The 25307-nt window shown below is 53.3% G+C and carries 14 protein-coding genes; 5 read left to right on the forward strand and 9 right to left on the reverse strand.

Annotated features, from left to right (window positions below):
• Window positions 1-260 precede the first annotated feature (260 nt).
• The 4 genes from Pla22_RS13230 to Pla22_RS13245 all read right to left on the reverse strand — a co-directional run bounded on the left by Pla22_RS13230 (window position 261) and on the right by Pla22_RS13245 (window position 14097).
• Window positions 261-5240 carry an Ig-like domain-containing protein gene (locus tag Pla22_RS13230; protein ID WP_146515032.1) on the reverse strand — a complete coding sequence of 1660 codons (4980 nt, stop codon included), beginning with the start codon at window positions 5238-5240 and terminating at the stop codon, window positions 261-263.
• A 70-nt stretch (window positions 5241-5310) separates the two neighbouring features.
• A complete protein-coding gene (locus tag Pla22_RS13235; RefSeq protein ID WP_146515033.1) occupies window positions 5311-6411 on the reverse strand; it encodes a TIGR03032 family protein in 1101 nt (366 codons plus the stop codon).
• A 182-nt stretch (window positions 6412-6593) separates the two neighbouring features.
• Window positions 6594-11537, reverse strand: a complete 4944-nt coding sequence (locus tag Pla22_RS13240; RefSeq protein ID WP_146515034.1) for an Ig-like domain-containing protein — start codon at window positions 11535-11537, stop codon at window positions 6594-6596.
• A 550-nt stretch (window positions 11538-12087) separates the two neighbouring features.
• A complete protein-coding gene (locus Pla22_RS13245) occupies window positions 12088-14097 on the reverse strand; it encodes an ABC transporter ATP-binding protein (protein WP_146515035.1) in 2010 nt (669 codons plus the stop codon).
• Window positions 14098-14339: 242 nt separating this feature from the next.
• Between Pla22_RS13245 and Pla22_RS13250 the strand changes: the two genes are divergently transcribed.
• The 4 genes from Pla22_RS13250 (at window position 14340) to Pla22_RS13265 (ending at window position 18585) form a co-directional block, all read left to right on the forward strand.
• On the forward strand, window positions 14340-15017 hold the full coding sequence (locus tag Pla22_RS13250) for an HAD family hydrolase (RefSeq protein WP_146515036.1): 678 nt from the start codon (window positions 14340-14342) through the stop codon (window positions 15015-15017).
• Between the two features lie 7 nt (window positions 15018-15024).
• The gene (locus Pla22_RS13255; protein WP_146515037.1) at window positions 15025-16200 is read left to right on the forward strand and encodes a DNA polymerase IV; all 1176 of its coding nucleotides are present in this window, start codon (window positions 15025-15027) and stop codon (window positions 16198-16200) included.
• A gap of 124 nt (window positions 16201-16324) precedes the next feature.
• A complete protein-coding gene (locus Pla22_RS13260) occupies window positions 16325-17101 on the forward strand; it encodes a hypothetical protein (protein ID WP_146515038.1) in 777 nt (258 codons plus the stop codon).
• Between the two features lie 158 nt (window positions 17102-17259).
• On the forward strand, window positions 17260-18585 hold the full coding sequence (locus Pla22_RS13265; RefSeq protein WP_146515039.1) for an SAM-dependent methyltransferase: 1326 nt from the start codon (window positions 17260-17262) through the stop codon (window positions 18583-18585).
• A gap of 182 nt (window positions 18586-18767) precedes the next feature.
• On the opposite strand, the gene phoU is transcribed toward Pla22_RS13265, so the two are convergent.
• The 5 genes from phoU to Pla22_RS13290 form a co-directional block, all read right to left on the reverse strand.
• Entirely contained in the window at window positions 18768-19442 is a 675-nt protein-coding gene (gene phoU / locus Pla22_RS13270; RefSeq protein ID WP_146515040.1) for a phosphate signaling complex protein PhoU, read from the reverse strand.
• A gap of 163 nt (window positions 19443-19605) precedes the next feature.
• Entirely contained in the window at window positions 19606-20448 is an 843-nt protein-coding gene (gene pstB, locus Pla22_RS13275) for a phosphate ABC transporter ATP-binding protein PstB (RefSeq protein WP_146515041.1), read from the reverse strand.
• Window positions 20449-20532: 84 nt separating this feature from the next.
• Window positions 20533-21876: a PstA family ABC transporter permease gene (locus tag Pla22_RS13280; protein ID WP_146515042.1), complete on the reverse strand. Its 1344-nt coding sequence runs from the start codon at window positions 21874-21876 to the stop codon at window positions 20533-20535.
• Window positions 21873-22841 carry a phosphate ABC transporter permease subunit PstC gene (gene pstC, locus Pla22_RS13285; protein WP_242631979.1) on the reverse strand — a complete coding sequence of 323 codons (969 nt, stop codon included), beginning with the start codon at window positions 22839-22841 and terminating at the stop codon, window positions 21873-21875. The genes Pla22_RS13280 and pstC overlap by 4 nt, the downstream gene beginning before the upstream one ends.
• Before the next feature lie 84 nt (window positions 22842-22925).
• Window positions 22926-24083 carry a PstS family phosphate ABC transporter substrate-binding protein gene (locus Pla22_RS13290; RefSeq protein WP_207310351.1) on the reverse strand — a complete coding sequence of 386 codons (1158 nt, stop codon included), beginning with the start codon at window positions 24081-24083 and terminating at the stop codon, window positions 22926-22928.
• A 284-nt stretch (window positions 24084-24367) separates the two neighbouring features.
• Here Pla22_RS13290 and ygfZ point away from each other — a divergent pair, with 284 nt between their 5' ends.
• Window positions 24368-25276: a CAF17-like 4Fe-4S cluster assembly/insertion protein YgfZ gene (ygfZ, locus tag Pla22_RS13295; RefSeq protein WP_146515043.1), complete on the forward strand. Its 909-nt coding sequence runs from the start codon at window positions 24368-24370 to the stop codon at window positions 25274-25276.
• Window positions 25277-25307 lie beyond the last annotated feature (31 nt).

The following is a 25307-nucleotide window of genomic DNA, read 5'->3' on the forward strand; positions in this document are numbered from 1 at the left end:
CTCAACAAGTGCGGAACTGGTTGTCAGTCACGCTATCGCGATTGATGCGTGACTTCAAATTGGTAAGAGCGTTTTAGTATTCAAGCCAGTCAACTCGCAATCGATGATAACGCCGTTTGACTGCGAGACAGTCTCATCGCTTGATGTTGGGGCCCAAGGTCGTCAAGCAACGGTGCCAAGGTTTCACTGACACGATTCGCTATTGTTCAAATGCATTCGTGACTGATCGTGTGTGATTGAGTGTTCAAGGAGTATCTGATTCAGAACAGAAGCCACTCGAATTCGTCTCGAAGTACTTCGTCGACCGATTGGGAACGCTCGATGGAAGTTGGCGGTGCGAGATATTCGAACGACTCCGCACTTCCGCCACTTGCATTGACTGTGACCGTCACCGTGGCGGTATCAGTCCGCAAATCAAACGCGTAAGCACCGCCCGAATTATTGACGGGGCGGTTATCCAGCCAAGAACCAACAATGGCAACATCGCCATCCACGGCGACTGCAATTCCGTATTGATCAGCGGTTGTGACTTGCTCGTTGACCAGAATACGTGTTTGCTGCCATCCTGCGGTTAGATCTTCGAACAAGTACGCTTCACCCGAGTCCGAACCGCCAATATCGGCTTGCGGTGATCCAGCGACTATCCGATTACCATCAAACGAAACTGTAGTACCAAATCGGTCGCCAGCGATGCCGTCGTCGGCGAGTAACTTGGCTGTTTGGCCCCAGTTGTTCGAGCCACCCGTGTTTCGGTCAAACACATAGACGGATCCGACTTGGTTGAAACCACCTTCATCATCTAGAGGCGATCCTACAACCAGCGTTGTTCCATGGATGGAAACACTTGTGCCGAAGTTATCGCTTGCCATGGCGTCTGGGGCTTCGATAGCCTTGAGCTCACCCCAGAATTCTGTTCCGAACCGGTCACGTCGGAAAATATAAACGGCTCCTGTGTCAATCGCGACGCCATCATGTTTAAACGCGCCCACTGCGATGTCGTCGCCTTCAATCGAGACCGAATGTCCGAACCGATCGCCAGCTCCTTGGGTGCTGCCGGTTAACTTTTTGACTTGTCCCCAATTCGATACGCCACCTTCATCGCGATTGAAAACGTAAGCGGCGCCTGAAGCACTTCCTAGTGGATCGGCTGTACTAGCCCCAACGACAATTGTGTCGCCCGAGAGATCTATGCTGCGACCAAATAGATCGCGTTTGACGGTATCGTCACCGTAAATTTTCTTGACGCGTCCCCAATTGTCGACACCGCCTTCATTTCGATCGTAGATGTATACGGCACCTGCTCGGAATCCGAGGTCGCCGTCGTATTGAGCGCTTACGGCGACGGTATCGCCATCAATTGCGACACTCCAACCAAACGATGTGTTGGCAACCGAGTCACCAGTAAGCTGAGCCACTTGAACCCACGAGTTGGGATTAGTGCGTTGGTAGACAAATGCCGATCCTGCGTTCGTAAAGTTACCAGGATCATCAAGGAATGATCCCACCACTGCAAAGTCGCCATCAACGTCGACGCTATAGCCGAACCGGTCGCCTCCACTCGCGGCATTGCTGACAAGTTCTGCATCGCTAATCGCGATCGAGTAATCAAACGAGTCTGTTCCAGTGAAGCCAACGTCTGGTGTGTACGTGAAGGTGCCATCGCCGTTGTCGACCACGGTTCCATTGTCGGCTTCTGTATGACTGACCACGTTTGCATTGCCGCTTGGTGCGTCGTTAGTTAGCACTGAAATTGAGACGTTCGTTTGTTGCGTCGTAAGCGCCGAGTCGTCAATGGCGTCCGGTCCTGGCGGATCAACGGTGATAGTCAACGTGTCCGAACCAGTGTCTCCATCCGAGTCCATCACAGTCACTGAGATCGTGTAGACGCCACCGACAGCGTAAACATGCGAAAGGTCCAGGTCCTCATTGGGGCCAAGGTTCACAATCACCGGGGGCGATCCATCGCCGTAGTCAATCGTGGCAGTTTGCGAATCGAAGGTTCCCGCATCCGCAATTGGAATCGCTAGTCGACTAAATTTACCAAACTGTGTTGGGGTAATTGTTTCTGACGCACCAAGCTCAATTGTTGGCGCATCGTTGGCTACGTCGAGCGTAAATGATTCCGTTGCAACTAAACCATCAGAGTCGGTGACGGTTAGCGTTACGACTTGAGTGTTCGGTCCATCCGCAACGCTGCCTGTCCAGGTCCACGTGCCGTCACCGTTATCGATAACCGTGCCGTAGTCTGTCGTGATCGTTGACGTGAAACGTAATGTTCCGGTGGTGCTGAGTGTCTCACCTTCGTCGCCAGCGATGACTGCATTATCGGCGGAGATGAGTGGGAATGTGATTCGCCACGGTTCTCGCCCATGCAAACCGTCATCGGCGGCAAAGAAGAATTGGTCATCGACCACGGTGGGAAAGAACGCGTTGTAGGACACGTTTGGATAGACATCGACGGAATTGGTATTCGGAACCGGATGAATGTCATGAAGCAACTGCGTTCCCGCGGCTGTTCCATCACTGACCCAAGGTTCGATACCGTTGACACCATCGTCGGCAAAAAAGATGAGTTTGTCGTGAAAGGCGGTGAGCCCAAACGGGTAATCGCTGTTCGTTTCAGGGTACAGGGTTCCGTCAAAAACATCTGCGACCACACTCGCCGTTCCGCTGTCGATCTTCCAAAGTTCAAAGTCCTGATCAACACTCGCGTCGGTGTAGGCGACGAAGAAAAGTGTGTCACCGACGGCGGTCAACTGATCGGGGTTGCTGTACGTGTAGGCCGCCGATTCAAGATCCGCCACCATCGTCGTGCCCGTGATCACTCCGCTGCCGTTTCGCGTCGTTCGCCAGATTTCGTCACTGTTGGCGGCAAAGTAGAGCTCGCCATCGTAGGATTCCATCGCACCAACGACACTGGAACCAACAGATGTCACAGCGTCAAGGTTGGTGGCTTGGTTGCCGTCAGCCACCCATAACAAATCCGCATCCGTGAAGAACAAGCGATTGTCATAACTTAGGAGTGCTGCCGGCTGATCCAACGTCGTGCTGGTAGCAACATCGAGTACCTTTTCCGTTGTTGTGCCGTCGCTCGTCCAAAGCTGAGTGATGTTGGACGAGTCTCGTGCGGTGAAGTAAACACGATTTCCCACTGCGGTCATGTTTCGAATGTAGCTCCCTGATATCCCCAGGTTAATGTCCTGCACGAACACCGTACCAGCGGCAGTTCCATCGCTCTTCCACAGTTCGTACCCGAGGTCGTTCAAAGAGGAATCTTGGGCGCGAGCGGTGAAAAATGCAGTCCCAGAGGCTACGGCGAAGTTAAACGGGTACGACGAAAACGAACCAGGAAACAGGTCTTTTAGTTGTGATGTTCCCGCCACGGTTCCGTCGGTCTTCCAAAGTTCATGGCCATCGGTACCCTGGCCCGAGAATAGAACGGTGCCATTGCCGAGATCTCCAACCGTATTTTCCGTACCGGAATAGGCGAATGGATAGGAATCGGCAATCTCGATGGTCCCAGTTTCCGTTCCATCGGACGTCCACAGCTTGCTTTGCGAGCGAAAGTACAACTGACCGTTTGCGGCAGCAGTTGATACGGGATACGACCCGGAACTGGAAACGTTGCTGGTCAGTTGAACCTTGTCGTTCAAACTACCCGAGGTCACAAATAAGTCTGGCTGGTCAGGTTCGGTAAAGAACAACTTGGTTGTCCCTGCAGTTGCCGAACCAATGCCGTAGTAATATCCGCCAATGGTAGGCTCGACCAGAATGGTACCCGAAGCGGTTCCGTCCGTCCGCCAAAGATCAGACGTCGCTTCGTTCTTGACAAAGTAGTAGTAGTTCGATGTTGTCGCCACAGGATCAAGACTCGAGCCAAAGTACCCAGCGGTCAGATCTGTGATGAGCGTCGTTCCTGCGGTGGTCCCATCGCTCTTCCACAGTTCATAACCATTGACTCCATCATTCGCTGTGAAAATCAGCGTGCCATTAAGATTCGTAAATTCACCAGGCTGACTGCCGTAGAGGTAGCTGTAGGCGGGATTGGTACCTTGAGCGATATCCTTGACCAGCACGACGCCGCCTGTCGTGCCATCGATACTCCAAAGCTCGGTGCCAACATTATTGGTCGCGGCAGTATCCGTGGCTGCGAAGAACAGCTTGCCGCTAACGTCCAGCAGGTAGCTAGGGTATTCGACACCCGCGAGTTGCTGAGTTCCGGCGACGGTTCCATCACTTGACCAGAGCGTTGGAGGTTCGTTTTCTTCATTCGCAACAAAGTACAACAGCGATCCCGACTCGGTCATCTGAGAAACATTGCTTGAATAGTAGGAACCATACCCGTTGAACCCAACGTTAATGTCATCAAGCAGAAACGTTCCGGATGCAGTTCCATCGCTGACCCACAGTTCTCGCCCTGAACCATCGACATCCGCAGTGAAGAACAGCTTTCCGCCAGCTTCCACCATCGACTGCGGGTAGCTGCCGTAGGATCCATAGTACGACGCGCCGTCTTGCAGGTCTTTGACGATTTGCGTTCCTGACAGAGTACCGTCACTGGCCCAAAGCTCTTCACCGAGAGGATCGCCATTGACATCGACGCCTTCGTAATGAGTGAAGAACAGTTTGCCTCCAGCAGCCGTGAAATATCCGTCGAGTGGATTCGATGCGAAGTCATCTTTGATGATGACAGTCCCCATTGTGGTTGCGTCTACTTCGCCAATCGCGTTTCCGCCGTAGCCAACTCCATAGGTGTAACTAAAGCCGCTAAAGAACAAATCTCCATCGACAACAGCTTTTTGACCAGATGCAACAAAGTCATCGACCAATTCAAACGTGCCCGCGACAGTTCCGTCGGTGAACCAAAGTGAGTTGTGCGCCCACTCATAGGGAACGGAATCGTTCAGTGCAGTGGCATTAAACACCAAGCCGCCGGCAAAAGGTTCGAAGCCATTGGGGTATGACGACGATGTACCCTCGTAAATGTCTGCAAGTCGAAACGTGCCGCTAGCGGTGCCATCGCTCCGCCACAATTCGGTACCAAATTCATCTTTGTTGGCGAAGATCGCGACATCGCCAATTGTCGCACTTTGTGTGGGGGCGGACGCAGAATTCGCACTGACGATGTCTTGAACAAGGTTGGCGGCGAGCAACCGACGGTCTTCCAGAACTTCAAATTTGCGTCGACGATGTTTGCGGTGCTGGCTGACAGGACGACTACGGCGGAGGCGATCGGACATGGGTGGGATCTCGAGTGGGCAGTTGCTGAAGCGGAAGGGAGTGAAGCTGAGCGATGAAAACGAAGGGCGGCTATGCGGAATTCTTGGGCAGTGGTGGGATCACCCACAATTCCTTGTCGTCACCTTCTAAGTTGGGGCTATGGATCACGGTAGGGAATCCTCCTGGGATAACTTCGACGGCGAATACTTCCTCGACGTCGCTGGAAAATTGGAACCAAGCCACGCTGCGACCCGAATCCAAATCGACGACGGCCACGCCGCAGCGAAGTTTGTCAGCATGTTCGCCAATCGGTAGACCACCGAAAATATTGGTCTCGCGAATTTGCGACATGCCCACAAACGCGAACTGGCCTGCAAATGAAAGGCCACGCGTGTAACCGGGGACTTGATCCACGACATCACTGGTGCCTGAAATCCTATCGACGCAGTTAATCTGCCCATGCCCTGAATTCAAGTACCACAGTTTGTCTTGGTAAAGCCGTGGCGAGTGCGGCATCGACAATCCGCACAGCAGGCTTTCGCCAGAACCCACGTCGATTAGAATTCCGCCGTTGGCTTTGTTCTCACGCCACCCACCACCTATGTCAGTCTGTCCCAACGCTGTTACATAAGCCGGCCCGCTTTGCCCCATAGCCATACCATTGAGATGGCAACGATCCTCAGGCGCAAGCTCAGATACAAACGAAGGCTTCCAACGAGGCACAAAGTTATGCTTGTCGTCAAAAGTACATAGGCAAGAAAACAACGTGTTGACCGCCCATAAGCTTCCTGCGTCGGCGCTTGGTCCTTGTGGTTGCCAAGCTAGGTCATGAACGCTGATATTGCCCGTGATATGTTGTTGTCGAGCGAGATAAGCGAACTTGGGATCTTGCCCAAGCGGATTAGGGATCGCTAGGCCATGTTCTGCTGGCAGATGCCAGATGCTTCGTCGTGTTCCGATAGCAAGCCGACGGGGACTGACGGCCATGCCCATCGCTTGCTCAAATTTTTTCATCTCGACTGAAAGACGATCGTCAGCAAGCCGCTGAATCACAGCCACGCGTCCGAGTTTGTATGTCGATACTAACAGCGAAGCCCTGAGATGTTTCAGAATCGGAATGAACTCGCTTGAACACTGGTACTCGATAGTTTTCGAGCCAGCTTCTTGGTCGTCAGATGTTTCCAATTTCATGGCTGCCTAATCACGCTAGCTAGTAAGAATCAAACCTCTTCCAATGGGAGGAATGATTCTACCGCTAGCAGCGGGGGGCGGCAACGCAAAAGCGTTTCAAAAGGTATCACGAAGTCAAAGCAACGTGTTGTAGAAGCTTCATTCCGTGCTGTGAGCCGTCTAAGCGACGACGAATCGCGAACCTAGAAAAGACCCCAATCGAGTTCAGCGGCCAAGACTTCATCGACAAGCTCGGCCGAATCGTTGGAACTCAGCGGGGCATAGAACTGTGGCAACTCGTTGTTGGCTGGATTCACTGTCACCGTTACGGTCGCTACATCGGTTCGCAGGTCGAACGCATATGCGCCGCCGGAATTGTTGGCAGGCCGATTGTCGAGCCAGGAACCCACAATCGCTGTATCACCACCAACTGCAACTGCGATCCCATACTGATCCGCTGTTGTGACTTGCTCGTTGACCAAGACACGCGTTTGTTGCCACACGCCACCGAGATCTTCAAAAAGGTAAGCCTGACCAGAGTTATCGCCACCACCATCGGCTTGAGGTGATCCTGCAACGATGCGGGTGCCATCGATAGATACCGTGGTTCCGAAGCGGTCACCTGCGGATCCTCCATCAGCGAGCAACTTTGCTGTTTGTCCCCAATTGTTGTTGCCACCGGTGTTGCGATCATACACGTAGACGGACCCGAGCTGATTCACCCCGCCTTCGTCATCAAGCGGTGCTCCGACGGCGACAGTCGTCCCTCGTATTGCGACACTCGTACCGAAATTGTCTGCTGCTGCTCCGTCAGGAGCTTCGAGAACTTTGAGTTCCCCCCAGTTGTCGACACCAAAGCGATCACGCTTGAATAGGTATGCCGCTCCGGAGTCATTACCCACACCGTCATGCCGAAACGCTCCGACGACGATATGTTCGCCATCGATCGACACCGAATGCCCGAACCGATCGCCCGCGGCTTGCGTGCTACCCGTCAGTTTCTTGACTTGACCCCAGTTGTTCGCTCCACCCATGTCACGTTTAAACACGTAGGCCGCGCCCGAAGCACTTCCCAAGGGATCCGCAGTGCTCGCCCCGACGACGATCTCGTCACCGGACAAGTCCACGGATCGACCGAATAGGTCACGCTTGACGGTGTCGTCGCCATGCAGTTTCACCACTTGGCCCCAGTTATCGGGTCCACCTTCGTTGCGTCCAAACACGTAGACAGCACCGGCTCGGAACCCGAGTTCTCCATCGTATTGAGCACTGACAGCAACCGTGTCGCCGTCGATTGCTACGCTCCACCCGAACGATGACTGGGCGACTGCATCGCCGGACAATTGTGCAACCTGCGTCCATGAGTTGGGTTGGGTACGCTGATAAACAAACGCTGAACCTGCGTTGGTCACACCACCCGGGTCATCTGAGTAAGCACCGACGACCGCGAAGTCTCCGTCGACATCAACGCTATAGCCTAAACGATCGCCAACGCTAGCAGTGCTGCTGACCAGTTCCGCATCGGTGATTGCAATTGTGTAGTCGAATGAATCGGTGCCAGTAAAGCCAGTGTTAGGGGTGTAAGAGAATGTTCCATCGCCGTTGTCGGCAACCGTTCCGTTGGAAGCTTGGGTATTACCAACGACGCCAACGTTCCCAGCAGGACTGTCATTGGGCAACACTGAAATCGTGACGTTCGTATTTTCGGTTGAAACGACTGCGTCATCGACTGCATTTAATTCGGGTGGGTCAACTGTGACCACGAGCGTGTCAGATCCAGATCCTCCATCGGAATCAACTACATTCACGGTGATCGTGTAAACGCCCCCGGTGTTGTAATTGTGGAATAGATTTAGATCATCGTCAGGACCAAGATTGACTACGACCGGTGATGAACCATCACCGTAATCAATCGTGGCAGTCTGCGAATCAAGCACACCGGCATCGGCAATCGCAATTCCACTGCGAGAGAACGAACCATTCGCTGTTGAGGGAACCGTTTCGGGAGATCCCAGTTCGATCGTCGGGGCTGCGTTGGTTATGTTCAGATCGACCATTTCCACGGACGTAAAGCCATCCACATCGGTAACGGTCAGGGTTAACACCTGAGTGCCAGGGCCATCCGCGACGCTACCCGTCCATGTCCAGGTGCCATTGGTGTTGTCGACCACGTTGCCAAAGTCGGCGGTGATCGTGGAAGCAAACTGAAGCGTACCCGTCGCTGTCAGAATCTCGCCCTCTTCACCAGAAACACTGGCAACATCAGCAGCAACTAATGGGAATGTAATTCGCCAAGGCTCTTGTCCATGGATGCCATCATCAGCGGCAAAGAAAAGCTGATCATCCATCGCGACAGGGAAAAAATTGTTGTAGGAGTACGCTCCATAAACATCGAGTGAACCTGCCTCAGGGATCGGAAGGACATCGTAGACCATTTTCGTTCCTGCTGCGGTTCCATCACTAACCCAAGGCTCAATGCCGTGGATACCATCGTTGGCAAAGAAAACTAGTTTGTCTTGGAAGGCCGTCAAGCCAAAGGGAATGTCATCAACCGATTCCGAATACATCGTTCCATCGAAAACATCTTTCAGCAAGCTCGCCGCACCACTTTCGAGTTTCCACAACTCCAGATCATCACCTAGCGATGCATCCGCATGCGCGACAAAGTACAAGGCGTTTCCAGCGGCAGTCAGTTCTTGGGGTAACGCATTAACGCCACCCGCAGCGTTCAGATTTGCCACCATCGTGGTGCCCGTGATATTGCCGCTGCCATCGCGAGTTGTGCTCCAGATTTCGTCGTTACTTCCGTTGAAGTAAATTTCGTTGTTGTGGATTTCCAACTCACTGACGTTGGAAGTGACGGAATCCAGGTTTGTCGCTTGATTGCCGTCGGCGACCCATAGCTTGCCACCTTGGACGAAAAACAAGCGGTCGTCAAAGCTGGTTAGCGAACTGGGATTCACGAGCGAATTGCTATCGGCAACGTTAGTTACCTTTTCGGTGGTCGTGCCATCGCTAGTGAAAAGTTGCATCTGCCAAGTAGGAAGATCACGAGCGATAAAATAAACCTGGTTTCCAACCACGGTCATTTTGTTAACCAGCGACGAACTGCTGGTATGAATGTTTTCAACCAGCACCGTGCCGGCTTCGGTGCCGTCGCTCTTCCATAACTCGAAATTGACATCGTTATTGGAACCGTCGCGAGCTCTTGCATAAAAGAACGCTACGCCGTTGACGACGGCAAAATTAGTAGGTGAGGACGAAGTGTTGCCGCTGTAAAGCTCTTTCAATTGAGAAGTGCCGGCGACGGTGCCATCAGTCTTCCAGAGTTCGAAGCCGCTCGGTCCAAGTCCCGGAAACAACACGGTACCGTTGCCAAGGTCTCCGATGATGTTGTCTTGATCCGTAAACGCTGGGAACCTGAGGGTATCGGCAAGCACGATTGTGCCTGAATCCGTTCCGTCGGATACATACAGCTTTGCGTCAGAGACAAAGTAGATTTTGTCGCCAACCTGTGTCACTGACGTGGGAGCCGATCCTAAGCTCGAAAAGTTGTTGGTCAACTGAACCTTGTCATTGGTGCTACCGCTGGTCACGAAGAGATCAGGGGAATCGAGTTCAGCGAAGAACAATTTTGTATTGCCGGCAACTGACGTGCCGATGCCATTCTGCGTTCCTCCGATAGTGGATTCAACGACAACGGTCCCTGCTGCCGTACCGTCGGTACGCCACAGGTCGGTCGTTGCATCATTCTTGACGAAGTATGCATGACTAGATGTCGTCGCCACCGGAGTGATGTTTGAGCTGGATGCACTCGCCGTCAAATTAGTGATCAGTGAAGTGCCGGTTGACGTGCCATCACTGGTCCATAGCTCAGAACCATTGATGCCATCGTCTGCGGTGAACAACAGCGTTCCATTGAAGTTGGTGAAATCTCCTGGTGAACTGTCGGCGGTCCCCGAATTAATATCTTTGACTAGGACGATACCGCCGGTCACACCGTCGATGCTCCATAGTTCGGTGCCTTTGTTATTTGACGCTGAAGTATCGGTAGCGGCAAAGAACAACTTGCTGTTGACGTCCAACAAGCCGTAAGGGTTTTCAACTCCGGACAGCTTTTGTGTTCCTGCTGTACTGCCGTCGCTAACCCATAATTCGGCTGGCGACGAATCGTCGTCAAACGCAGTGAAATACAATAGCGATCCCGATGCAGTCAGATCGCTAGCGTTACTAGAATAGAAGTAGTAGTAGCCATCGTTGTTTGCGTCGATATCCTTAAGCAAGAATGTTCCGCTAACGGTGCCGTCGCTGACCCACATCTCTCGTCCAAATCCATCGGACTCCGCTGTAAAGAAAAGCTTTCCGCCGGCAGCAGTTAGCGATTGAGGATACGAGCCATAGTCGTAATAGTAGCTTTGGCCAACTTGAATATCCTTGACCACTTTTGTGCCTGACAACGTGCCATCGCTAACCCAAAGTTCTTCACCTATCGGATCCCCGTTACCATCGCTGCCCTCGTCGTGGACAAAGAATAGTTTGTCGCCAACGGCAGCAAACTCTCCACTCATGGGAGTAGATTCAAAGTCGTTTTTGATGATCACCGATCCCAGTGTGGTTCCATCAACTTTGCCTAACGCAATGCCGCCGGAACCGGCTCCGTAAGTATAGATTTCACCGCTAAAGAACAGATCGCTGTCAACAACGGCTTTGCTCACTGGCACAAAGTCATCGACTAATTGATAAGTGCCTACGACAGTGCCGTCGGTGTACCAAATCGCTGTTCTTGGTCCGCCCTCACCAGCCGATGCGTCAAAAGTCTCAGCTTCAAACACTAGACCGCCGGCAAAGGGAAGGAAGTTTCTTGGGTCAGAAGATGCAACGCCTTCATTGATATCCAAAAATCTCATCGTGCCCGCATTTGAGCCATCGCTGATCCAAAGTTCGTTTCCATAGGTGTCTGCGTTCGCAAAGATCGCAACGTCGCCAATGGTGGCACTCTCGGTAGGTGAGTCCGACGCGTTTGTATTCACGAGGTCGGAAACCAGATTCGCGGCTAGCAAACGGCGGTCCTCTAGTGATTCAAAACCGCGGCGGCGAGCAAGACGTTGACGACGAGAGGTCGAGGATAAGCGCGAACGTTTTTTCATAACGGAAGCCTAAGAGAGGCAAAGATAAGAGACCGAATAGAAGAGACTAGATGCGAGCTGGCAAAAAAGACACCTCGAAGTTTGGGAAAGAAGTATACCGTAAATCCGAGCAAGGGTTTAATCTCAACCCTTCACCCCCGCCAGGGGCATGCTCATCTTTATATCCGGCCAACGTTTGAGCTTGAGAAGTTACTGAATTTGGCCGGACCGTAGAAAGCACGTTTGCCCGAGTCTTTCAAACTGGGGCGCTGGACTTGCCGCATTCTTCGAAGCGTCAGGCGGATCGCAATGGGAGCTCGCCATTGCGTAACGATTGCCTCACCAGCTGAGATTGCCCCTCCGGTAGAGGGTTTGCTAGGAGGGGGTAAGGACCCGGCAGGCAGCAAGAACAACGATGTTACCTGTCGATTCTTGTCGCTGATCTTGCGATTATCGTCGAACTACCGCGGCGGGTTAGCGAGCACCCGATAGCCCAGTCAGGTATGAGCATTCTAACGCGTAGACGGACGAAGGCTTCGTTGGTCGAGTTCTTCGCACGACGGCAAATGCGTTAGGCGGCGCGGCTCATTTCGGTGCCGCAGAGGCTTTGGTAGAAACGGTTGCTCTTGATCAGGTGGTTGTGACTACCTTCGGCAGCAACTTTTCCGGATTCTATCACGACGATGCGATCCGCCATTGCCAACGATGTTGGTCGGTGCGTGATCATGATGCCCGTGCGGTCGACGAGAAACTTTGCGAGTGCCTGGTGAATCAACTGCTCACTCTCAAGGTCAATCTGGCTGGTCGCTTCATCGAGGATCAAGATATCGGGATCTCGCAAGAATGCGCGTGCGAGTGCGATGCGTTGCATCTGGCCACCTGACAATCGCATCCCGCCACCGCCAAGCATGGTCTTGTAGCCTTCGGGAGTTTTCTGACGAATGAAGTCATCGGCGAATGCCATCTTCGCGGCGCGGACCACGGCGTGACTATCGGCTCCGGGGCTACCGTAGCGAATGTTGTTTTCGATCGTATCGTCAAACAATACCGTTCGCTGGGTTACCAATGCGATTCGTCGGCGTAGGTCGCGGGTTCGCATTTGATCGACTGGCACATCGTCGAGCAAAACCTGGCCTGATGTCGGATCGTCAAATCGGCAAAGAAGGCTAATGAGTGTGCTCTTGCCACCGCCGTTAGGCCCGACGATCGCGATGGTTTCGCCGTGGCGAACGGTAAGATCGACACCCTGCAAAACCGTTGGTCCCGAAGGATATTGAAAGACAATGTCGTCGAACGAAATCTTGTGGTGAGGTCGTGCGACGGACTGAGGGTTCACCGGTTCGGAAACGCGAGTTTGGCGATCAATGATTGCATACACGCGTTCGGTTGCCGCAAGGCCTCGCTGCAATCCCGCCCAAACCTCTGATAGTTTTTTAGCCGGGTCGGACGCTCCAATCAAAGCGGCGAAGAATGTCATCACTTGCCCAACGCCAAGCGGTTGGTCGGTCATGCGAATGCCCAGCAAGTGCGTGCCTTGATGGACCGCTAGATAACCACCTGCCAATATCGCCATGGTGACGGTACAAATGCCGAGCATTTCGCTACTGCTGCGTGCAAGCGTGTTGTAGAACGCCATCTTCATGGACTTGTGATAGAACTTCGTCGTTCCGTGCTTAAACTTTGCTCGTTCGGCACCTTGCGTATTGAACGCCTTGACCACACGGATGCCAGCGAATGAGTTGTTGAGCAGCCCGTACATCTGGCTCATCTCTTCCATTGCTCGTCGGCTCGCGCGACGGATCGCGCGACTCATGTGATGCATCACTAGACCGGCAAGCGGTGTGATCACCATCACCAACAACAACAATCGCGGGCAAATGTAGGCTGCGATCGACAGGCAAACGAGCATCTTCAGCGGTTCACGTATCAATCGGCCCAACAAAGCATTGATGCCGGTCGACACGTTAGAAATGTCATTGGTGAGTCGCGCGGTAAGATCAGCCGAACCGTTTTCGCCAAACGCTTCTAGATCCAGATGCAGCGTTTTCCGAAAGAACTCATTTCGCAAGTCCAATGAAGTGCGTTCGCTAACGTACTGGACTAGCATCAAGTTGCCACCGAGTGCGACGAGCTTGATGAAGGTTCCGAAAACCAGAAGTCCCATTAGGAACAAGAGCGTTGCGTAGGCCCCGTTGGGTGCGTACGCGTCAATCCATGGTTTGACTTTTTCGAGCGACGTGATGGAATTTGCGATCAGTGTCCGCTCGTAAGTCTCGCTTTCAACTTGCTGAAGCAGGTCGATCGATCTCTCGCTGCTGAGGTTCGCGGCGGACAGCTTTTGATTGAGTGCTTCTATTTGCTGATCTTTCGCGATCAGTTGCGTCTTGGCTTCCGCGATACGAAAGTCGTTGTAGTCGGCCAGGGATTCGTGTTCCTTGTCGAAAACGACTTCTACCAGCGGATACAGCACCGAGATGTTGGCACCCCAAAGAAGGGCGACGACAAGCGAAGTGAGCAAGATGCCAACGATGGCGGCACGTCGGCGTGCAGCGATGGCGAGAACGCGTCCAAAGTTTTTCATGAGTAGCCGTAGGTGTCCCTCGGGGGTGCGATGCTGGTCTTGTACCAAAGCGGTCCCATGCCAAGCCACTGCAATTGTTTCACCGCATTGACACTTGCTCGCAAAACACGTCCTTGGTCGATTTGAAGCCGCAATTTCGTTGGTTTATCGCGTGTTTGGTGCGAAATTCGTCAGCATGCTCCGCTTGAATCTGCTGACGTGCCGACTTTTCGAGCCTCTACCCTTGTCGTTACCATCCTTGCATGACAACGTTGCTTTTCGACATCGATGGGACCCTGCTGATGACTCACAACAGTGGGTCGGGCGCACTGAAACGGGCAATGAGCGAGGAATTTGGTCTCGTTAGCCCGGACGTGGACCTTGATTTCGGCGGGCGGACAGACCGCTCGATCCTGGTTGAACTACTCACTCGCAACCGAATCGATCCTACGCCGAAGAACCAAGAACGCCTGAGTCGGCGTTATGTAGATCTATTGCCGATTGTCTTGGTCGAACATGGCGGCGTCCTGTTGCCAGGTGTCACAGATCTGCTGACACGCATCGGCGACTTTCCCGAAATGCAGAGCTACGTGATGACGGGCAATCTCGCTCAAACGGCTCGTATGAAACTCGATCATTTTCAGCTCGGCGACTTCTTCATTGACGTCTTTGGCGGCGATCACGACGAACACCGAAATGATCTCGCAAGGCGCGCCGCTCGGAAACTTCGTGACCTTCACGGGAAGACCGACCACGACGAATTGATTGTGATCGGAGACACCGTCGCTGATATCGAGTGTGGGCATGCGATCGGTGCGAAGGTAATCGCGGTGGCTACCGGATCGCACGTCCGCGAACGTCTCGAGGCTGCTAAGCCTCTAGCGGTGGTAGATGACTTATCGGACGCCGATCACTTGCTGCAAATCCTGAACGCTCGTTGAGATTGTTGTGATACTGCACATCGATATGGATGCGTTTTACGCCGCAATCGAACAACGCGATCATCCCGAACTTCGCGGTCGCCCGGTCGTGGTCGGGGGATCGAGTGGCCGAGGTGTGGTGGCCGCTGCAAGTTACGAAGCCCGACGCTTTGGAATTCATTCAGCTATGCCTGGACGACGAGCCTTACAGCTTTGCCCGGAAGTCGTGTTCGTCAAAAGCCGTATTGATCACTACGCGGCGATCGGCAAGCAAGTGCGAGAGATCTTTTTGCGGTACACGCCGCTTGTCCAACCGTTGTCGCTTGATGAAGCATTTCTGGACGTCACCGGCAGCGAACGATTGTTCGGTTCGGCGGCAAAAATCGGCCGTGAAATCAAAGCTGCCATCAAGATAGAGCTTGGCCTGACGGCATCGGTCGGGGTAGCTCCCATCAAGTTTGTCGCCAAAATCGCTAGTGATTTGCAGAAGCCAGACGGATTCGTCGAGGTTGGTTCGCAAAGCGTTCAATCGTTCTTGGATCCCCTGCCCGTCTCGAGGTTGTGGGGTGTGGGTAGGGTGGGGCAGGAACGATTGCATCGCATGGGGCTAAGAACGATTGGCGACTTACGCGTTCGAGAATTGGACGACTTGAAGCGTAGTTTTGGGTCGTGGGGCGAGCATCTGTGGAAACTTGCGAATGGAATCGATGAGCGAAAAGTCGTACCCGATCGCAATGCCAAGCAAATTGGTCACGAGCGAACTTTTCATGAAGACTTGACCGACGAAACGATGTTGATCGCCGTCGTGAGCTTCCTGAGTGAGCAGGTGTCTCGACGGCTTCGACGCAACAAACGCCAAACGCGTTGTGTCTCGATCAAGTATCGCCGTGATGACTTTCGCACCTTCGCCCGATCGGAAACGCTTCCTCGGGCGACGGATTCGACTGACGAAATCTTCCGCGTGGCGATCGCATTGCTGACTGAAATGCGGTCTCGTGAACCTCGGCCGGTGCGTTTGCTGGGGGTTTCGCTCAGTTCGCTTACCGACCGCGATGCTCCGCGGCAAATGTCGTTATTCGACTTGGCGGAAAACGAAACGAGCCAGCGAGAAGTCGACAAAGTGGTCGATGGACTGCGAGACGCCATGGGCGATCAAGCCGTTTATCGAGCTACTAGTCATGATTGGATCAAGAAGAAACGCTAATGGGAAATCCCAAGACAGTGGAGGTCTCCGATCACAGCAAGCTTCGCATGACCCATCGCTCTTTCGAAAAATGATTGCTATTGATCGCCAATGAAGGTTTCGTTAACTCCCTGTGAACTCGAGCATGATGCTCGACCAAATCGCTCGTTCACAAGGGATTGCTAGTATGGACGCTGGAATTATCCGTATCGACAAGTCTAAAGTATCCGTCGCATGGCCCTACCGCCGAATCTTCCTGCACGCCATGTCGATCGGTGGCCTCATCGTGGCCGCACTCGTTGTTTGGGACCAGGCGACTGGCGGTGATTCCACATCATTAGTGCGAGAAAACGGGCTTCTTGAAAACGCTCAAATCGTCTTGCTCGGTGCAACGACCTTGGTCGGACTGGCATGCCTGATGCGTATTCCCAGCCGTCTAGGAAAAGACGCTGGGTTTTGGCGGTACGTTACCTTCGCCATCGTTTGCGTAGCAATGTTGGGATGTGTTCGCGAGATTCAAAGCATTGGTCCTGGCGACGGTTTCGACGGTTTTGGTTTGCCAAGATTTGTCAAACGCATCATCTCTGGATCAACCGCGTTGGCTTTGGTGGTGATGACAGTGGTGGGCGCCTATCGCACACGGGGCCAATGGCTCTCGTTTACTCGGTTTGCCAACCTAGGCTTTCTTTGGCCTCTGTTGCCGTTTGTTGGTCTGTTCGTTGGTGCCGAAGTTTCTGAAGAACTGAACTGGGGGTTCGCCGAGGAATCCGTTGAAGTCATTGCCTACTCGATGATGCTAGTTACTACCGGATGGCTGCTTACCACCGATCAGTTGTCTGAAGAGTCCATGCGAAGCGAGGCAGACGTTGATGGCGTCGCCTACGATGACGACTCTGATCGTGACCAACGGATTGCCGCATAAAGCCCGAGCGAGCGAACCATTGTTGATTGTGGTTTAGGTTCTTGTGCCAATGGCTCCGTCGTGCCATTGGCTAAGAATTGATCTAACTCAAGACCGCTGAAGTTGCTACCGTCGGACAACTATGCACGGAAGTCCACGCCGATACCGGAGAGCCCAGGATGGGACACCCTTTTTCAGCCCAAACGCAAATTAACTCAATCAAGAAGATGCTCACCAGTGTGGCCGGGCCTCTGAACTTGAACGTATCCATCGAACTGTGGAATGGTGACCTGGTTCCACTGGGCCAAGAGACCGATGGCAAGTACATCATCAAATTGTCCGGTCCGGGCGTTGTTGGGTCGTTGATGCGAAAGCCAACCCTTGAAACTCTCGTGCGATTGTATGCGACTGGTCACATCGAATTCATCGGTGGTGACCTGATTGATTTTTCCGAGGCATTGAAAACCGATCGAGCGAACCGCCACAAGCTGAAAGAAATCAGCAAGGCTGCGATGGCGATGCACTCTCTTCCATTCATGTTTGCCAAAACCGACATCCCCGAAATTGGCCACGGGTATGACGACGACATGGTGGGACGCGCCGAAGCGAAACGCAAAAACAAGGACTACATCCAGTTTCATTACGACGTCGGAAACGATTTCTACAAGCTGTTTCTTGGCAAGGAGATGGCCTACACCTGCGGTTACTTCACCGACTGGAACAACACACTCGACCAAGCCCAGCACGATAAGTTCGATATGATTTGCCGCAAGCTTCGGCTGGAGCCCGGCGATCGAATGCTCGATATCGGTTGCGGTTGGGGCGGATTGATCTTTCACGCCGCGCAGCACTACGGTGCCAAGGCTCACGGCATCACGTTGTCGCAGCAACAACACGACTTTGCAAAAGAAAAGATTGAACAGCTTGGCCTTCAAGACCAAGTCAGCGTCGAGATTTGCGACTACGCTGACCATCAAGGCAGCTACGACAAGATCTCGAGCATTGGCATGTCCGAACACATCGGCGTCGCCAACTATCCACGATACTTCGATAAGATCAACTCGATGCTGCGTGACCGCGGCGTGATGCTTAATCACGCCATCGCGCGGCGAGCTAAAAAGTCACAACGTCTTGCAAAGCGCATTCGTCCCGAGCGCAAGTTCTTGCTCAAGTACATTTTTCCTGGATCGGAATTGACGCCCGTCGGCATGACCACCGACTTCATGGAGAATAGTGGCTTCGAGGTGCACGACGTTGAATCGTGGCGTGAACACTACGCTTTGACTACGCGTTTCTGGTGCAAGAACTTGTCCGCGAATAAAGAAGAAGCGATTCGTTTGGTTGGCCTTGAACGGTACAACTTGTGGGTTGCCTATCTTGCAGGCGCATCAGGCGGTTTTAGTGCCGGATCAATCAAGCTCTACCAAGTCGTGGCCACCAAGCGTGCCGCTAAAGGTCTGTCCGGAATGCCACCCACCCGCGAACACCTCTACCGCGCTGCTTAGAGTCGCAACCAACAACGTCGAGTTTACTTACTATTCTCGGCTTACCACGGTCTCAAGCCGTGCGACCGTAGAACCGGGGTGAACAACGTTGAACCGTGTTGAACCGTGTTGAACAACGTTGAACGTTATTGAACGTTATTGAACGTTGTTCGCCGAAGTGACAAGACAAGAGGATGGCACGTCTACGGCGTGTCGAGGTAATTGTCGTGTTGGTGACGAACGATCTCGCCTTCGACAAGATAGATCACGTCCTCGGCGACGCTTTCAGCCAAGTCAGCGATGCGTTCGAGGTGTCGCGAGGCGCTGAAGCAATGAATGCCAGGTTCGATCATTTGCGAGTCATCTTTCATGACATGATGCAATTGATCAATCACCATTCGATTGAGTCGGTCAACGTATTCGTCTGCCTTAATTGCCGTACGAGCTTTCTGGGCATCTCGTTCGACGAACGCGTCAAGCGACATTTTGACCATCGATGTCGTTGCCGACACCATTTCGTTAACTTCGTCGGGAACGGGGAACAGCGGAAACAGATCGAGAGACTTGCTTCGTTCAGCAATATTGCATGCTAGGTCTGCCATTCGTTCAAGCGCCGCGTTGACCTTCACGACCGAGATGAGCCAACGCATGTCAGTGGCCACCGGTTGGTGCAAGGCAAGCAACTTCAGGCATTCTTCCTCGATGCGAATGTCGTTCTCGTCAACCTGTTCGTCGGTCGCGATCACGCGATCGGCCAAGTCGGCTCGACGTTCTACGAGCGAACGAACCGCCAATTGAATCATCTGTTCGACGACTCCAAATTGATCTACCAAGTCGCCTCGAAGAAGATACAGTTCGCGGTCGAGGTGTCGTGTCATTTGCGTAACATAAGAAAGTTGGAATTGGTACCGCGCGTCGCTAGCAGCGGCAAATGAGTTGAAGCCGTTCTAGCACCGAACCGGCGACCAAGATCATGTTAGCGATCGTTCATGGTGAGCCGCTAACAAACCTGTAGACAAGGCAAATCCTGTCCACATTGGATCAGCCGAAGCGACCGCGAACGTAGTCTTCAGTTTGTTGATTCTTGGGTTTGGTGAATACCAGCTCGGTTTGTCCGAACTCGATCACGCGGCCTTCAAAGAAGAACGCGGTCTTGTCGCTGCAACGCGAAGCTTGCTGCATGTTGTGGGTAACGATGACGATGGTGTACTGCTCTCGCAATTCTTCCATCAAGTCTTCAATCGCAAGCGTGGACGCAGGATCCAAAGCACTGCAGGGTTCATCCATCAACAGCAATTCTGGGCCGACGGCGATCGCGCGAGCGATGCAGAGGCGTTGTTGTTGTCCGCCGGAAAGTCCCAATGCTGGTTTGTGCAGGCGATCTTTCACTTCGTCCCAAAGCGCTGCTTTGCGAAGCGACCATTCGATTAAATCTTCCATTTCCGAACGGTTCAGCTTCATGTGCAGCTTGGGGCCGAACGCGACGTTTTCAAAGATGGTCTTGGGGAACGGATTTGCTTTTTGAAATACGATTCCGACACGTCGGCGAAGATCAACAACATCGATCGACTTATCCAGCAGATTGATGTCGTTCATCTGGAGATTGCCGGTCGCTTTCGCACTCACAATCGTATCGTTCATGCGATTGCACCAACGCAGCAGTGTGCTTTTGCCACAACCGCTAGGACCGATGAACGCGGTAACCTCGTTCTTCGGGATATCAAGACTGATACCGTGCAGCGCCTGGAAGTCGCCGTACCATGCGTTGAGATTTTGAATAGACAGCGAGATCTCGCTGGGCTTCGTGCCGGGCACAGTCCGGTCAGAAGACTTGATAGTCGGAGTGGACGCCACTGATGGAAGTTCCGTGGTCACTGATTTCATGATGTTGATGGGGGAATAAGCCTGCCGCAGTCTAGCACACCGTGCGAAAGATTCGGGCAAGTAGATGACCTTTGTGAAAAGTCTCTAACTAAGGGGTTTTTGCACTCTTTGACGAATAAATACGGCGATGCCGTTGAACGAAAGTAGGATCGCCAGCAGGACGATGATCCCCCCCGCAGCGATGTGGTGAAACTCTTCTTGGGGGCGGCTGGTCCAGTTGTAGATCTGCAGCGGCATGACAGTGAAATCGTCCATCAAATGCTGCGGAGCGTTACGGATATAGACAATTCCGGCAATGATCAAAATGGGTGCGGTTTCGCCGATGGCACGACTCATCGCAAGGATAGAGCCGGTCATGATTCCTGGAATCGCCGCTGGTAAGGTGACCGTTCGAACCACTTGCCACGGAGTTGCCCCCATCCCGCGAGCACCATCGCGAAGGGAGCTTGGGACGGCCCTTAGTGATTCTTGCGAGCTGATGATGATCACGGGCAGGATGACCAGCATCAATGTCATTGCGCCGGCTAAGACGCCTCGGCCAAACGGAAGCCGAAAGTAGTACCAACGTTTCTGGCTGACTCGGCCAGCCTGTGCGTCTTCAAAGATCGTGCTTTCCAACACTGACTCGTCTTCGGGGTACTCATCGTCGTAGCTGATCACGTTGATCTTTGTCGGCACAAGCTTGCTATAGTCGATCAGCGAATTGCCGTCGGCGTCTTGAGCAAACATGTAAGCATTCATGCCCGATGACGGTTGGGTGATCTCCGCGCTCACGTCTGGCACTGGCAACAATATCGACCGGTCGCCTTCGCTAAAGAATTGGTCGTAATACTTCACGCCCATTTCAAGCCCCTGGTAGTTCTCGGTTGCCGATGTGTCGAACAGACCGAACATGGACACGAACGCGGTTAGACCCAAGATGCCGTAAACGACACTCGGGACACCGGCAAGATTGCTGATGTTGAGTTGGATCACATCGTAAATCCAAGCAGCAAACTTGCTCTTGGGTTTGAATTCTTCGAGCAAGATGGCGGTGGCAATTCCGATTGGAAGCGTCATCAACCCACACAAGGCGCAAACCCAAATGGTTCCAAAAAGTGCCGGCCGAATACCAGCTTGGCTCGGATCAGGTTCAGGAGCATTCGTTAGCAGTTCCGGCGTTAGTGCTGGAATGCCTTGCGTTAAGATCGACGTCAATAGCCAGCCAAGTACGGCGACTGACACAGTTGCGGTAGCCACGCAAATCCAACGAAACGCTTTCTCTTTGAACTGGCGTCCGCGACTATCGCGAAGCGTGTATTGATTGCCACTGCCGGAACTCGAAGATGAACTCGAAGCTGTAGACGTGCCGCTATCATCGGCAGCACCTTCGATACGATGACTGGGCATTTCGTTGGGGTCGCGTTCAGGTTGATCAGAGTGGCTCATTCGTATGCCTCGCGGTATCGTTTGCGAACCACGTTGCCAACCATGGTCAAGGACAGCGTGATGATGAACAGGGTGAAAGCAACGGCGTACATCGAGTAATACTCGGTGCCAAAGTTCGATACATCGCCGCCCGCCATTTGGACCATGAAGCCGGTCATGGTTTGAATTTCATCTCGCGGATCAAGAGTCACTTGTGGGCGTGAACCGCAAGCAATGGCGACGATCATGGTCTCGCCGATCGCTCTCGCAATCGCCAGCAGAAAGGCACTGATGATGCCGCTTAGGGCCGCCGGAATAATGACTTTGACCGTAGCGTCAAAACGAGTTCCTCCCATCCCGTACACTCCGTCCCGCAGCGATCGGGGGACAGCCTGCAAGGCGTCTTCGGCGAGTGAACAAACGGTTGGCAAGCAAAGGATGCCCACTGCTATTCCACCGCTGGTTGCGTTGAAAACACCGAAGCCGCTATGGAACCATTGCAGCGTCGGGGTGATCACCATCAACGCGAAAAACCCGTAAACCACCGTCGGCACGCCGGCCAAAACTTCCAGGACGGGTTTAAGCACGCCTCGCACACGCGGCGGAGCATATTCGCTTAAATACACCGCCGTGATCAAACCTAGCGGCAGAGCGATGCACATCGCGATCACCATCACCGACATCGTGCCACTGATTAACGCCCAGATTCCAAAACTCTTTTGGTTACCGAGCAGTGGAGTCCACTGAGTCGAACCCAAGAAGTTGGCGATCGTGACTTCATCGGCACGAAAGAAGTTGATCGTTTCGGTGACGAGCACGCCCAGGATCGCAACGGTGATCAAGAGCGAAAAAACGCCACACAAAAACAAGACGACGTACACGCCAAATTCACGGATGCGAACGCCAACAAGTGACTTGCGATCCGAGGCGTGCAATGCTCGAACGCGTTGGTCAAGGTCGAGCGTGTTATCGGCGGAAGCCATCATGTTGCAAAGCTACTTTCAAAACTGGACCGCTCGACGAGCGAGCGGTTGAAACTGACGGCTCGCTTAGCGAGCCGTTGATGAACACTACTTTCCGGTGTTCAGGTTCGAAGCTTGGAAGACTTTCGTCACCGGGCCTTCTCGCTTGTCACCTTCAGCGGTTAGGTAGTGAGTGCCAGCTTTTCGTGCGCGGGCGTTCTTCAAAGCGGTCTGGTAAACGTCCGCTGGCAATGCCACATACCCAGTTTGCTGAGCCATCGCGGGAGCGTTCTCGACATAGTAGGTCACGAAACGCTTGACTTCTGGACGCGACAGCGATTTTACGTTGACGTAGATGAACAACGGGCGGCTGAACGGAGCGTAGTCACCGCTTTCGATTGTTTCGCTAGTCGGTGCAATAGGCTCGCCAAGTTCTGGGTTGACCACTGGCACAGCCTTCAGCTTATCTTTGTTCTCTTCGTAGTAGGCGACGCCAAAGAAACCGATTGCCGATGGTGAACCTGAAACACCCGTTACCAAGACATTGTCGTCTTCGCTGGTGCTCATGTCAGATCGAAGCGATCCACTTTTACCGGCAACCACTTCCATGAAGTAATCGAACGTTCCCGAGTCGGTGCCCGGTGCGAAGATTTTGATTTCTTTGTCGGGCCATCCATCACGAACAGCGGACCAAGATTTGGCAGCAGGTTCAGCGTTGAAGATCTTCTTAATTTCATCGACAGTCAAATGATCGACCCAGTCGTTGTCCTTGTGGACGACGATAGTCAGACCATCGTAAGCGACTGGAATTTCAACAAAGCTGACTCCCGAAGCTTTGGCGGCATCGAACTCTCCGCCCTTGATTGGTCGGGATGCATCGGAGATATCGGTTTCGCCTTTGGTGAATCGTTTGAATCCACCACCGGTACCCGAGACACCGACGGTAACGTTCACGTTGGGAAACCTTTTGCCAAACTGGTTGGCCGCGGCTTCGCTGATTGGGAACACGGTGCTACTGCCGTCGATTTCGATTTTACCTTGCAGTTCCGTGTTTACCTTGCCATCGCCGGCTGCGACGGTCGCCGAAGGAGCTTCGCCGTTGGCGGCGGGCATTTGTGCCGTAGCGGTGGTGTTGCTTGACGAACTATCGGCCGTCGATGTGCCAAGGTCGGTCGAGGTATCGACGGACGGTGTCGCCGTTGGTTCGCAACCAACGAAGGTCAGGGTGGCCAGGAGTAAGGCTGTGGTGCCGAAAATTCGGTACATGTTTGTGCAATCCATGGTCATGGAAGTGGCAAGCCAGCCAATGGAAATGGCGTGAGTGCCGGTAAAGATGAGGGTGGGCGACCGGCCTTAAACCGGCCTGCCTAACGTCTCAGCCAAGCTATCATCCGTCTTAACAATTGACGAGACACACTTCGGCGAGGTTTCGATGAAGATTGGGTGAAGCCCCGTTTTTCCATGAAGTTTGACGTTTAGGCAATGTTTTTTGGGGCCTCAGACGCCCCTATCATTCTGTTACCGGCGGGCCGCTGGTATCTTCGAGTCCCATGAGCAATCGGAATCACCACGTCGTCTACCCACTGAACCACTTCACCGTGCTGGACATCGTCGGAAAAGACGCTGCCGCGATCGTTCACAACGTCACCACGAACGAAATCAAGTCGCTCAAAGCGGGCGAATCAGGTAATCCGGGCGAAGGGCGTGAGACATTTATCACGGATGTTCGAGGCAAAACGATCGGCCATGGCTACGTTATCCGTCACGACTTTGGGTTCCGTTTCCTGGGGGCGGGTGACCAAGCCGAAACCCTCGCAGCTCATTTGGACAAATACACGATACGCGAAGACGCCGTGCCTCGCGCGATGACCGATTCGTACCAATCGCTGATTTTACCGGGGGGAATTGATCCCAAGGTGGTCGAAGGCCTCGTTGCAGGGCATTCAGTGGTGCTGTATTCGACAACGATCTTGGGGCCCGGTACGTTGTGGTGCTTAGTCCCCGCCGAGGGGTACGAAAAAGTGTGCGGATGGTTAGCTCAGAAGGACATTGAACTGGCTGACGAAAATCACTTTCACCAGGCTCGTGTTGCGGCCGCGTTTCCATGGTATTTCGTTGATTTAGACGAAAAGAATCTTCCCCAGGAACTCGATCGCGACGACTTAGCGGTTTCGTTTACCAAAGGTTGCTATCTCGGCCAGGAAACCGTTGCCCGTTTGGACGCTCTCGGGCAAGTTCAACGGAAACTGGTCCGCTGGATGATCGCTGATTGCGTACCCCCGGTCGGCACGACGCTCGATGCGGACGGCAAGACGGTGGGGCGTTTGACCAGTGTCGCAGCCGATGGAAATGGCTCGATTGCCTTGGGATATGCACGGAGAACACACTTTGAACCTCACTCCACAGCGGAAGGCCGCGACGAAACCAGCGGTCGAACGTTCACCGCTACCGTTACGTAGTAGCATTCATAATCGAGTGGGGGGACCTGGA

It is taken from the genome of Rubripirellula amarantea (assembly GCF_007859865.1).
GTDB classification, from domain to species: Bacteria; Planctomycetota; Planctomycetia; order Pirellulales; family Pirellulaceae; genus Rubripirellula; species Rubripirellula amarantea.